9 protein-coding genes are annotated in these 11,962 nt (G+C 69.0%); 5 read left to right on the forward strand and 4 right to left on the reverse strand.

What is annotated here, in order from left to right:
- Positions 1-11: 11 nt before the first annotated feature.
- From AK36_RS01485 to AK36_RS01495, 3 genes are all read right to left on the reverse strand, one after another.
- On the reverse strand, positions 12-2,207 hold the full coding sequence (locus AK36_RS01485) for a TonB-dependent siderophore receptor (protein WP_045577696.1): 2,196 nt from the start codon (positions 2,205-2,207) through the stop codon (positions 12-14).
- Positions 2,208-2,434: 227 nt separating this feature from the next.
- Positions 2,435-3,400, reverse strand: a complete 966-nt coding sequence (locus AK36_RS01490) for a PDR/VanB family oxidoreductase (RefSeq protein WP_011880850.1) — start codon at positions 3,398-3,400, stop codon at positions 2,435-2,437.
- The gene (locus AK36_RS01495; RefSeq protein WP_041494232.1) at positions 3,397-4,476 is read right to left on the reverse strand and encodes an aromatic ring-hydroxylating dioxygenase subunit alpha; all 1,080 of its coding nucleotides are present in this window, start codon (positions 4,474-4,476) and stop codon (positions 3,397-3,399) included. Before AK36_RS01495 ends, AK36_RS01490 begins: the two co-directional genes overlap by 4 nt.
- A 196-nt stretch (positions 4,477-4,672) precedes the next feature.
- Between AK36_RS01495 and AK36_RS01500 the strand changes: the two genes are divergently transcribed.
- The gene (locus tag AK36_RS01500) at positions 4,673-5,161 is read left to right on the forward strand and encodes a MarR family winged helix-turn-helix transcriptional regulator (RefSeq protein WP_011880848.1); all 489 of its coding nucleotides are present in this window, start codon (positions 4,673-4,675) and stop codon (positions 5,159-5,161) included.
- Between the two features lie 70 nt (positions 5,162-5,231).
- Here AK36_RS01500 and AK36_RS01505 read toward each other — a convergent pair whose 3' ends face one another.
- On the reverse strand, positions 5,232-5,978 hold the full coding sequence (locus AK36_RS01505; protein ID WP_080938586.1) for a TetR/AcrR family transcriptional regulator: 747 nt from the start codon (positions 5,976-5,978) through the stop codon (positions 5,232-5,234).
- 170 nt (positions 5,979-6,148) lie between these two features.
- Here AK36_RS01505 and AK36_RS01510 point away from each other — a divergent pair, with 170 nt between their 5' ends.
- Genes AK36_RS01510 through AK36_RS01525 form a run of 4 tightly spaced genes read left to right on the forward strand, consistent with a single transcriptional unit; the run spans position 6,149 to position 11,811 of the window.
- The gene (locus tag AK36_RS01510) at positions 6,149-7,330 is read left to right on the forward strand and encodes an isovaleryl-CoA dehydrogenase (protein WP_045577698.1); all 1,182 of its coding nucleotides are present in this window, start codon (positions 6,149-6,151) and stop codon (positions 7,328-7,330) included.
- 31 nt (positions 7,331-7,361) lie between these two features.
- A complete protein-coding gene (locus tag AK36_RS01515; RefSeq protein WP_014724023.1) occupies positions 7,362-8,969 on the forward strand; it encodes a carboxyl transferase domain-containing protein in 1,608 nt (535 codons plus the stop codon).
- 19 nt (positions 8,970-8,988) lie between these two features.
- A complete protein-coding gene (locus AK36_RS01520) occupies positions 8,989-9,774 on the forward strand; it encodes an enoyl-CoA hydratase/isomerase family protein (protein WP_014724022.1) in 786 nt (261 codons plus the stop codon).
- A 36-nt stretch (positions 9,775-9,810) separates the two neighbouring features.
- Entirely contained in the window at positions 9,811-11,811 is a 2,001-nt protein-coding gene (locus AK36_RS01525) for an acetyl/propionyl/methylcrotonyl-CoA carboxylase subunit alpha (RefSeq protein WP_045577699.1), read from the forward strand.
- Positions 11,812-11,962: the final 151 nt, after the last annotated feature.

Raw genomic sequence — 11,962 nt, forward strand, 5'->3', positions numbered from 1 at the left:
GCCGCCGCGCATCAGAACGACACCGTGGTCGTCAGCGTGACGAGCCGCGGCTCGCCGACCGCCACGATCAGGTTGCTGTTGCTCGACGGGTAGTAGGTCTTGTCGAGCAGGTTCTTCACGTTCAGCTGGATGCGCGTTGGGAACTTGCCGACCATCGTTTCATACGCGGCGAACGCATCGACCGTCACGTAGCCGGGCAGCGTGAAGCTGTTCGCGGTGTCGCCGGGCCGCGCGCCGACCAGCCGCGCGCCGCCGCCGAAGCGCCAGCGTCCGGGCAGATTCGCGATCGCCGTGTCGTACACCGCGAACAGGCTGCCGGTGTGGCGCGCGACGTTGACGAGCGGCGTGTCGCTGTCGCGATCGTTCGCGTTCGTGTAGGCGTAGCTGCCGATCAGGCTCAGGTGCCGCGTGAGCTGCCCGGCGACGTCGAGCTCGATCCCGCGCGAGCGCGCGGTGCCGATCGTCGACGTGAGGTCGCCCACGGTGACCGCGACGTTGCGCTTGTCGATCTGGTAGGCGGCGAGCGTGCCGCTGATCGCGGGCGTCATGCTGAACTTCAGCCCGGCCTCCAGCACGCGGCCGAATTCCGGCGCGAGCGGCGCGGCCACGTTCGACGCGACGTTCGGCTTGAACGAGCGGCTCACGTTCGCGTACGCGGTCAGCGACGGCGTGAGCGCATACGCGAGCCCGAACTGCGGTAGCCACACGTTGCCGTGCGAGCGGTCGGCGAACACGAACGGCCGGCCCATTCCCGATTCCTGCTGCCAGTCCTCCCAGCGCAGCCCCGCCGACGCGGTGAGCCGCTCGGTGAGCTTCACCGTGTCCTGCACGATCATCGAATACGCGTGGACTTTCGACAGCGAATCGCTTTGCTTGGCGCTGACCGTGCCGCCCGGCGCGAGCAGGCCGTACACGGGATCGTAGAGATCGAAGCCCTTGGTCGCCGTGCCGCGGATCGTGTCGCCGCGGAAGCTGCGTTGCCGTTCGTATTCGCCGCCGATGTACAGCGCATGGTGCATCCCGGCGAGCGTCAGGTTGCCGAGCAGGCCGAGCGTCGCGATCTGATCGGCGTCGTTGCGGCCGAGGTTCGCGTCGGACGAGCGCGTCAGCGCGCCGGTCTTGCTGTTGAACGCAGTCGCGCGCGTGAGGTACTGATCGTAGCGATCGCGGCCCCAGCCGTAGGTCGCGCGGACACGCCAGGCGTCGGAGAAGCGATGCTCGATGCGCGCGCGCAGCGTTTCCTGGATGCCGGCGCTCTGCGACCACGCCTCCTCGTAGCGGCGGTAGCGCAGCGCATCGTCGGGGCGGCCGTTGACGAGCACGGTGCCGCGGTCGAACGGCGTCGTGTAGTCGACGTATTGATAGGCGACGTCGATCGACGTGTTCGCGTCGTGCCACGACAGCGCGGGCGCGATCAGCGCATCGCGCTCGCGGCCGAAGCTGCGCCAGTAGCGGCTCGTGTCGTATTCGCCGGTGAGGCGGAACGCGAGCGTGCCGCCGGCGACCTGCCCCGGCTTGCCGAGCGGACCGGTGAGGTCGAACTGCGCGCTGCTGCCGCCGTGGCTCGTGCGCGATGCCGAGATCGAGCCGCCGAATTCGGCCTCCGGCTTGCGCGTGACGAGATTGATCACGCCGCCCGGGTCCTGCATCCCGTACAGCAGCGAAGCCGGGCCCTTCAGCACTTCGACGCGATCGATCGTCGCGAGATAGCTGTGCAGCACCGGCGTACGGACGCCGTCGACGAGCACCGAGCCGTCGTTGTTCGAACCGAAGCCGCGCTTGATGAACGCATCGCGCGTGCCGCCGAGCGTGTTGGTCTGCGTGATGCCGCTGACGTTGCCGAGCACGTCGTCGAGCGAGTTCGCGTGCTGGTCCTCCATCACGGCGCTGCTGACGACGGCGATCGATTGCGGAATGTCCTTGAGCGCGCGATCGTCGCCGCCCGCGATGCTGCTGGTGCGCGGCTGGTAGCCGACGGTCGGATCGGCGACCGCCGACGCGCTGACGCTGATCGCCGGCAGTTCGCGCTCGGCCGCGGGCGGCGCGGCGGGCGACGCCGCGTCGGCCGCCGAGGCCGCCGAGGCAGGCGCGGCACGCTGGGCCTGCGCGTGTGCGCCGCCGGCGACGCAAAGGGTGATCAGGGCAGGCAGGCCCGCGCGCCACGGACGCAAAGCCCGCGCGCGGCGGAGCGGTCGACGAAATGACATGAATCGTTCAATGACGGAGTGCTGAGGAAAGAGCCGCAGCGTCCGAATGCGTCACCGCGGCAGGATGCGCATGATATATGTAATGAGAATCGTTTTCAATTGTAAATGTGGGACGGCGCACGTCGAAGCCGTCGCGGCCGCGGCTCGCGAAGTGACCGCCGTGTGGGTGACACGTCGATCGTCTGCTGCATCGGGAACGGCGGCCTATGGCCGCCCGCGTGCCGCGTCTACAGGTCGAGCACGAGCAGGTCGCTGCGGGCACGCGAACAGCAGGGCATGAACTGGTCGCCGGCGGCCTGTTCCGCTTCCGTCAGATACGAATCGCGATGGTCGGGCTCGCCTTCGAGCACGCGCGTCACGCAGGTGCCGCATACGCCCTGCTCGCACGAGGTCAGCACGTCGATGCCGTGGGCCGCGAGCGCGGCGACGACCGTGCAATCCGCCGGCACGTCGACCACCTTGCCGCTGCTCGCGAGCCGGACCTGGAACGCGCGCTCCGCACCCGACGCGACGACCGCGCCGCCGAAGAACTCGTAGTGCAGCCGCGCGTCGGGCCAGCCGCGTGCGCGTGCGGCGTCCAGCACCGCGTCCATGAAGCCGCGCGGGCCGCAGACGTACAGGTGCGTGCCGGCAGGCGCCGCGTCGAGCGCGGCGGGGAGATCGAAGCGCTGCGCGGCGTCGCCGTCGTCGACGTGCAGGCGCGTGCGGTCGCGGAACGCGGCGGTATTGATCTGCTCGACGAACGCCATGCGTTCGAGCGAGCGCGCGCAGTAATGCAGGTCGAACGACTCGCCGGCCGCGGACAACTGTTCGGCCATGCTGAGCATCGGCGTGACGCCGATGCCGCCGGCGAGCAGCAGATGGTGTGAGGCGTCGCGCGCGAGAGGGAACTGATTGCGCGGCATGCCGATGCGCAGCGTGTCGCCCTGCCTGACCTCATCGTGAATCGCACGTGAGCCGCCGCGGCCGTCGGCGTCGCGCAGCACCGCGATCCGATAGCGATCGCCGTGGCGCGGGTCGTTGCACAGCGAATACTGGCGCACGAGGCCGCCCGGCAGATGGACGTCGATATGGGCGCCAGCGTCGAAGCGCGGCAGCGGCGAACCGTCGTCGGCGACGAATTCGAAGCCGCAGATGTCGCGCGCTTCCTGCCACTTGCGGGCGACCCGGACGGTCAGCGTCGGCGCGCTCACGACGCCGCCTCGATCCGCACGACCGCACCCGCGGCCGACGGCGCGCCGGCCGCCTCCTCGGCGGCGAGCAACCGGTCGATCACCTTGCGCGACAGCACGCCGCCCGCGTCGATATTGAGCTTCAGCAGCTTGCGCTCGGGCCATTGCTCGAGATTGCGCTGCTGGCGCTCGAGCATCTCGAGATCCTCGGCGAAGATCTTGCCCTGGCCTTCGCGGATCGTCGCGGTCAGCGCATCGTCGTCGGGCCGGAAGTTGCGCGCCATTCCCCAGAAATACCAGATCGAACCGTCGGTTTCCGGCGTGATGAAATCGACGACGATCGACGACGCCTTGTGCTCCGCCGGCGCGTCGTAGCCGCCGTGGCCCGCATGCGCGACGCCCACTTCGATCATCACGTGGCTCGGTGGCGTGAAGCGGCAGATCTGCCAGCGGTCGACCGGCACGTCGTCGGCGAGCCCGTTGCCGCGCAGCGCCATCTGCCAGAACGGCGGCGGCATCACGTTGTGCATGAAGCGGCTCGTGACGACTTCGTCGCCGTGGCTGGTGGTCTTCGGCGGTGCTTCGTCGATTTCCTTCTGGCCGATGCTCGTCGCGTGCACGTAGGTCTCGTGCGTGAGGTCCATCAGGTTGTCGATCATCAGCCGGTAGTCGCAACGGATGTGATACAGGCCGCCGCCGTGCGCCCACGCCGGATCGTCGGCCCACGTCAGCGCGGGCAGGGCGGCCGGATCGGCGCGGGACGCATCGCCCGGCCACACCCACACGAAGCCGTAACGCTCGACCACCGGAAAGCTGCGGATCGCCGGAAAGCCGCCGACGCGCTGGCCGGGCATCGCCGCCGTCTTGCCGTTGCAGCCCATCTCCAGCCCGTGATAGCCGCAGACGAGCACGCCGTCGCGCACGAAGCCGAGCGACAGCGGCGCGCCGCGGTGCGGGCAGAAATCCTCGAGCGCGGCGACGCGGCCGTCCGCCGCGCGATAGAACACCATCGATTCGTTGCAGATTTTGCGGCCGAGCGGCTTGCCGTCGATTTCATCGGGCGTGCATGCCACGTACCAAGCGTTCTTGAGAAACACGTTCGTCGTCTCCTTCGGGGCGGTGCCGGTGGTCGGCACTTCTTCATTCCGTGTACTGAATGAGATTCAGTGTACTTATCGAAATGGGCGACGACAAGGCGGGCGGTATACTGGTTTTCCCGGCCAATGGCGCGACGCTGCGCGATGCCGCTGGCGCGCGCAACCGCGCGCGCCGCCTTATGTGACCGACTCATCCATGGAAAAAACGAACCCCGCCGACGTGCCGGCTTTCCCGTTCGATCTGTACGACGAACCGGGGCACCTGATCCGGCGCGCGCACCAGATCGCGGTGGCGATGTTCTACGAGAAGCTGGGGCGCGACGTCACGCCGGTGCAGTACGCGGTGCTGAGGATGCTCCAGGAAAGCCCCGGGCTCGACCAGGTGACGCTGGCGCAGCGCGTCGCGCTCGACACGTCGACGACCGCCGATCTGGCGGCGCGCCTCGAAGCGAAAGGGTTGATCGTGCGCGAAGTGCTGCCGCGGCGGCAGCGGCGCCTGCTGTTGACGCCGGCGGGCGTCGAACTGCTCACGCATCTGATTCCGTCGGTGCAGGCGTTGCGCGCGGGCCTGTTCGACGGGATGGGCGAAGACGACTCACGCGAACTGGTGCGGCTGTTGCGCAAGTTCGTCCATTTGAACAACGAGCAAAGCCGCGCGCCGTTGCGGGCCGCGGACGCGTCGTAGCGGCAGCGAGGCGCCATCGCGCCACGCGCGTCGAGCTACGGATCACGGCGGCACAACACTGCCGCCCGCATCATGCCTCCGGCGCGTGTCCTTCCAGCCGGCGCATCGCTTCGGCCACCTCGTTCCTGAAGCGCACCAGCGCCGCCTGCTCCGGCGCGGGCGGCTGCACGGCCGCCCACAGCATGTCGATCAGCTGCGTGGCCGTCGTTTCCGTGTCGAGCTTTCGGTGCCCGAGGATCGCGTCCCACAGCACGTGCTCGATCGGCCCGAACACCATCGAGCGCAGCAAGCTCAGCGGCATGTCGCCGCGCACCTGGCCGGCCGCCTGGCCGCGCGCCAGCACATCCATCAGCGGCGCCGTGTAGCGGCGCTGCAGCGCGGTCAGCTCGTCGCTCAGCGCATGCTGCTTCGCGCGGCCTTCCGACAGCACCAGCGCACACAGCCCCGTGCCGTTCACCAGCATCAGCCGCAGGTGCGTGCGCACGATGAACGCGAACTGCTGCTGCACCGACGCTTCCTGCGGCATGCCGAGTTCGAACGCGGCGATGATCTCGTCGTACCAGTCGGCGATCACGCGCGCACACAGCTCGCGCTTGCCGCGGAAATAGCTGAACACCGTCGCCTCCGACACGCCGACGCGCTGCGCGATCTCGGCAGCCGTCGCATGCTCGTAGCCCTTTTCGGCGAACACCTCGCGCCCGGCGCGCAGGATGTCCTGCACGCGCTGCTGGGACTTGCGCCCGGCGGGGGCGCGCGACGGCTCGGCGCGCTCGGCTTTGGCGGTGGCGGTCATGGTGTCGGGGCGGGCGTCTGTCATGCCCGCAATGATATCTGAGTGTCACTCAAAAAACTATTGACGCCAAACCGGACGACGCGCGAAACTGTGCGAAATATACGCTGCATTGGCTTAATGAATCGACGCATTGATCCGATTTGAGCGAAACTCAGAAATCGGCGCATGCGCAACTTTCTGGAGACGGAGGAGACATGATCAACCTGCCTGGCGTGCAATTCATGCTCGGTGAAGACATCGAGATGCTGCGCGACGCCGTCGCGACGTTCGCGGCGAAGGAAATCACGCCGCGCGCGGCGGAGGTCGACCGCACCGACCAGTTTCCGATGGATCTGTGGAAGAAGTTCGGCGATCTCGGCGTGCTCGGCATGACCGTCTCCGAGGAATACGGCGGCGCGAACCTGGGCTACACGGCGCACATGGTCGCGATGGAGGAGATCTCGCGCGCCTCGGCGTCGATCGGCCTGTCGTACGGCGCGCACTCGAACCTGTGCGTGAACCAGATCCACCGCAACGGCAGCGACGCGCAAAAGCGCAAGTACCTGCCGAAGCTCGTGTCGGGCGAACACATCGGCGCGCTCGCGATGAGCGAGCCGAACGCCGGCTCCGACGTCGTCAGCATGAAGCTGCGCGCGGACAAGCACGGCGACCGCTACGTGCTCAACGGCACGAAGATGTGGATCACCAACGGCCCCGACTGCGACACGCTGGTGGTCTACGCGAAGACGGACGTCGACGCCGGCTCGCGCGGCATCACCGCGTTCATCGTCGAGAAGGGGATGAACGGCTTCTCGGTCGCGCAGAAGCTCGACAAGCTCGGCATGCGCGGCTCGCACACGGGCGAGCTGGTGTTCCAGGACGTCGAGGTGCCGGAGGAGAACATCCTCGGCCAGCTCAACGGCGGCGTGAAGGTGCTGATGAGCGGCCTCGACTACGAGCGCGCGGTGCTGTCGGGCGGCCCGACGGGCATCATGGCCGCGTGTCTCGACGCGGTGGTCCCGTATATCCACGACCGCAAGCAGTTCGGCCAGTCGATCGGCGAATTCCAGCTGATCCAGGGCAAGGTCGCCGACATGTACACGACGTTCCAGGCGTGCCGCGCGTATCTGTACGCGGTCGGCCGCCATCTCGACTCGGCCGGCAGCGACCACCTGCGCCAGGTGCGCAAGGACTGTGCGGGCGTGATCCTGTACACGGCCGAGAAGGCCACCTGGATGGCCGGCGAGGCGATCCAGATCCTCGGCGGCAACGGCTACATCAACGAATATCCGGTCGGCCGGCTGTGGCGCGATGCGAAGCTGTACGAGATCGGCGCCGGCACCAGCGAGATCCGCCGCATGCTGATCGGCCGCGAGCTGTTCGCGGAAACGATGTAACGCCCCACGTCACGCGAACGGAGCCTCGCCGATGCCGATCATCGAATCGAAACTGAACCCGCGCTCGGAAGACTTCCGCGCGAACGCCGCGGCGCTGGAGGCCGTCGTCGCCGATCTGCGCGCGAAGATCGAACAGCTCGCGCAAGGCGGCGGCCAGGCCGCGCGCGACAAGCACCTCGCGCGCGGCAAACTGCTGCCGCGCGACCGGATCGCCCAGCTGCTCGACCCCGGTGCGCCGTTCCTCGAGCTGTCGCAGCTCGCCGCGAACGGGATGTACAACGACGACGCGCCGGGCGCGGGCCTGATCACCGGGATCGGCCGCATCGCCGGCCGCGAATGCGTGATCGTGTGCAACGACGCGACGGTCAAGGGCGGCACCTACTACCCGATGACCGTGAAGAAGCATCTGCGCGCGCAGGAAATCGCCGCGGAAAACCGCCTGCCGTGTGTGTACCTCGTCGATTCGGGCGGCGCGAACCTGCCGAATCAGGACGACGTGTTTCCCGATCGCGACCACTTCGGCCGGATCTTCTACAACCAGGCGACGATGTCGGCCGCGGGCATCGCGCAGATCGCGGTCGTGATGGGCTCGTGCACGGCCGGCGGCGCGTACGTGCCGGCGATGAGCGACGAGTCGATCATCGTGAAGAACCAGGGGACGATTTTCCTCGGCGGACCGCCGCTCGTGAAGGCCGCGACCGGCGAGGAAGTGAGCGCCGAGGATCTCGGCGGCGGCGACGTGCACACGCGGCTGTCGGGCGTGGTCGACCACCTCGCGCAGAACGACGCGCACGCGCTGTCGATCGCCCGCAACATCGTCAGCCATCTCGCGCCGAAGATCGCCGCGCCGGTCGCGCTGCGCGAGCCGAAGCCGCCGCGCTACGACGCGCGCAGCCTGTACGGCGCGATTCCGGTCGATACGCGCAAGCCGTTCGACGTGCGCGAGGTGATCGCGCGGATCGTCGACGATTCGGAATTCGATGAATTCAAGGCGCGCTTCGGCACGACGCTCGTCACGGGCTTCGCGCACATCTGGGGCCATCCGGTCGGGATCGTCGCGAACAACGGCATCCTGTTCTCCGAATCGGCCGTGAAGGGCGCGCATTTCATCGAGCTGTGCTGCCAGCGCAAGATCCCGCTCGTGTTCCTGCAGAACATCACCGGCTTCATGGTCGGCCGCAAGTACGAGAACGAAGGCATCGCGCGCCACGGCGCGAAGATGGTGACGGCCGTGTCGAACGCGAAGGTGCCGAAGTTCACGGTGATCATCGGCGGCTCGTTCGGCGCGGGCAACTACGGAATGTGCGGCCGCGCGTTCGGCGCGCGCTTCCTGTGGATGTGGCCGAACGCGCGTATCTCGGTGATGGGCGGCGAGCAGGCGGCCTCGGTGCTCGCCACCGTGCGTCGCGACGGGATCGAGGCGAAGGGCGGCACGTGGTCGGCCGACGAAGAGGAAGCGTTCAAGCAGCCGATCCGCGATCAATACGAGCGCCAGGGCCATCCGTACTACGCGAGCGCGCGGCTGTGGGACGACGGCGTGATCGATCCGGCGCAGACGCGCGACGTGCTCGGGCTCGGCCTCGCCGCGTCGATGAATGCGCCGATCGACGAGACGCGCTTCGGCGTGTTCCGCATGTGACGGCGCGGAGGACTCACCGATGCGATACGAAACGATCAAGGTAACCGAGGCCGGCCGCGTGGCGACCGTCACGCTCGCGCGGCCGGACGTGCGCAACGCGTTCAACGAGACGACGATCGCCGAGCTGACCACCGCGTTCGAATGGCTCGACGCGCATGCGGGCGTGCGGGCGGTCGTGCTCGCCGCCGAAGGCGCGGCGTTCTGCGCGGGCGCGGACCTGAACTGGATGAAGAAGATGGCCGGTTACTCGGACGCCGAGAACCGCGCCGACGCGCGCAAGCTCGCGCGCATGCTCGAGGCGATCCACGGCTGCAGCAAGCCGGTGATCGCGCGCGTGCACGGCGACGCGTACGCGGGCGGCGTGGGCCTCGTCGCGGCGGCCGACATCGCGATCGCGGCCGACGGCGTGAAGTTCTGCCTGTCGGAAGCGCGGCTCGGGCTGATCCCCGCGACGATCGCGCCGTACGTGGTGCGCGCGATGGGCGAGCGGGCGGCGCGCCGCTACTTCACGACGGCCGAAGTGTTCGACGGCGCGCGCGCCGCGTCGCTCGGCTTCGTTCACGACACGGTGCCGGCCGCGGCGCTCGACGACACGGTCGCGAAGCTGGCCGCGACGCTCGTCGCGAACGGCCCCGACGCGGTGCGGGCCTGCAAGCGGCTCGTTGCCGACGTGGCCGGCCGGCCGCTCGACGCGACGCTCATCGAGCAGACCGCCGACTGGATCGCGCGCACCCGCGCCGGCGCGGAAGCGCGCGAAGGGATCGCGTCCTTCCTCGAAAAACGCACGCCTTCGTGGCGTGACTGACGGCGTGCCCATCACTTTCCGGACGACATCGAAGCCATGTTCGACAAGATTCTGATCGCCAATCGCGGCGAAATCGCCTGCCGCGTCGCCGCGACGTGCAAACGTCTCGGGATTGCGAGCGTCGCCGTCTATTCCGACGCGGACGCGAACGCGAAGCACGTCGCCGCCTGCGACGAAGCCGTGCACATCGGCGGCTCGGCGGCCGCGGACAGCTACCTGCGCATCGAGCGCATCATCGACGCCGCGCGCGCCACCGGCGCGCAGGCCATCCACCCCGGCTACGGCTTCCTGTCCGAGAACGAGGATTTCGCGCAGGCGTGTCACGCGGCCGGCATCGCGTTCATCGGGCCGCCGGTCGACGCGATCGCCGCGATGGGCTCGAAGGCGGCCGCGAAGGCGCTGATGCACGCGGCGGCGGTGCCGCTCGTGCCCGGCTATCACGGCGACGACCAGATGCCGGCCCATCTGCATCGCGAAGCCGACCGGATCGGCTACCCGGTGCTGCTGAAGGCGAGTGCGGGCGGCGGCGGCAAGGGGATGCGCGTGGTCGAGCGCTCGGAGGACTTCCCGGCGGCGCTCGCGTCGTGCCAGCGCGAGGCCGCGAGCAGCTTCGGCAACGATCGCGTGCTGATCGAGAAGTACCTGACGCGGCCGCGTCACGTCGAAGTGCAGGTGTTCGGCGACACGCACGGCAACACCGTCTACCTGTTCGATCGCGACTGCTCGGTGCAGCGTCGTCACCAGAAGGTGCTCGAGGAAGCGCCGGCGCCCGGCCTGCACGACGACGTGCGGCAGGCGATGGGCGAAGCGGCCGTCGCGGCGGCGCGCGCGGTCGGCTACGTCGGCGCGGGCACCGTCGAATTCATCATGACGGGCGACGCGTTCTATTTCATGGAAATGAACACGCGGCTGCAGGTCGAGCATCCGGTGACCGAGATGGTCACGGGGCTCGATCTCGTCGAATGGCAGCTGCGCGTCGCCGCGGGCGAGCCGCTGCCGTTGCAGCAGCACGAGCTGCGCGTGCAGGGCCATGCGATCGAGGCGCGCCTCTATGCGGAGAATCCGGCGCGCGGCTTCCTGCCGTCCACCGGCACGCTCAGGCATTTGCGGCTGCCGGACGGCGTCGAGTTCGCGATCGGCGCGCCGGTGCGCGTCGACAGCGGCGTGCGCGAAGGCGATGCGATCACGCCGTTCTACGATCCGATGATCGCGAAGCTGATCGTGCACGGCGCGGATCGCGCGGAAGCGCTCGGCCGGATGCTGCGCGCGCTGCGCGCGTGCGAAGTGGTCGGGCTGCACACCAACGCAGCGTTTCTGCAGCGGATCGTCGCGTGCGAGCCGTTCACGATGCCCGATCTCGACACGGGCCTGATCGAGCGCAATCACGACGCACTGTTCGCGCCGCGCAAGCCGCCGCGCGCGGCGCTCGCGCTGGCGTGCGCCGCGCTCTTCGCGCGCGAGCGCGACGCGGCCGCGCATGCGGGCCGCTCGCCGTGGTGCGCGCTGCCGGATTGGCGTCTGAACGCCGGCTATCGCCGCACGCTCGAATGGCATGAGCCGGAGCGCGAAGTGGACCTGACGGTCGCGTACGACGACGACGGCGGCCGTGCGTGCCTCGCGATCGGCGACGCCGCCGCGCAGCCGTTCGAGTGGACGCGCGGCGCGACGCCGCTCGACTTCGACGTGACGCTCGGCGGCGTGCGCAGCAGCGGGCGCGTCTATGCCGACGGCGATACGTTCCACGTGTTCACGCAGGGCGCGGCCGAGACGTTCGAATGGCGCAACCTGCTCGCGCATGCGGGCGATGCCGAGCACGGCGGCGGCCGCCTGACCGCGCCGATGCCCGGCAAGGTGATCGCGGTGCTGGTCGAGCCGGGCCAGAAGGTCGAGGCCGGCACGCCGCTGATCGTGATGGAAGCGATGAAGATGGAGCACACGATCGGCGCGCCGGGGCCGGGTGTCGTCGCCGAAGTGCTGTACGGCGTCGGCGATCAGGTCGCCGATGGCGCGCAACTGCTGATGATGGCGGAAGGCTGACGCAGGCAGCGGCCGAGCGTCGGCCGGCGGGCCGGGCGAGACGCCGGCTGCCGTCGCAGCGGCAGCGGCAGCGGCAAGCAGCAGGTTGATCGGCGTTGGCAACGCGTGAAAAGCCCGCGCTCGGGCGCACGTTCGAGTGGCCGGGCGCCCG

Origin of the sequence: Burkholderia vietnamiensis LMG 10929 (genome assembly GCF_000959445.1) — a bacterium.
GTDB lineage: Bacteria > Pseudomonadota > Gammaproteobacteria > Burkholderiales > Burkholderiaceae > Burkholderia > Burkholderia vietnamiensis.

Bases quoted from the DNA above. Each gene is read 5' to 3' on its own strand.
- AK36_RS01485 (WP_045577696.1), bottom strand. From the start codon at position 2,207: ATGTCATTTCGTCGACCGCTCCGCCGCGCGCGGGCTTTGCGTCCGTGG.
- AK36_RS01500 (WP_011880848.1), top strand. From the start codon at position 4,673: ATGGAAAAAACGAACCCCGCCGACGTGCCGGCTTTCCCGTTCGATCTG.
- AK36_RS01505 (WP_080938586.1), bottom strand. From the start codon at position 5,978: ATGACAGACGCCCGCCCCGACACCATGACCGCCACCGCCAAAGCCGAG.
- AK36_RS01510 (WP_045577698.1), top strand. From the start codon at position 6,149: ATGATCAACCTGCCTGGCGTGCAATTCATGCTCGGTGAAGACATCGAG.
- AK36_RS01515 (WP_014724023.1), top strand. From the start codon at position 7,362: ATGCCGATCATCGAATCGAAACTGAACCCGCGCTCGGAAGACTTCCGC.
- AK36_RS01520 (WP_014724022.1), top strand. From the start codon at position 8,989: ATGCGATACGAAACGATCAAGGTAACCGAGGCCGGCCGCGTGGCGACC.
- AK36_RS01525 (WP_045577699.1), top strand. From the start codon at position 9,811: ATGTTCGACAAGATTCTGATCGCCAATCGCGGCGAAATCGCCTGCCGC.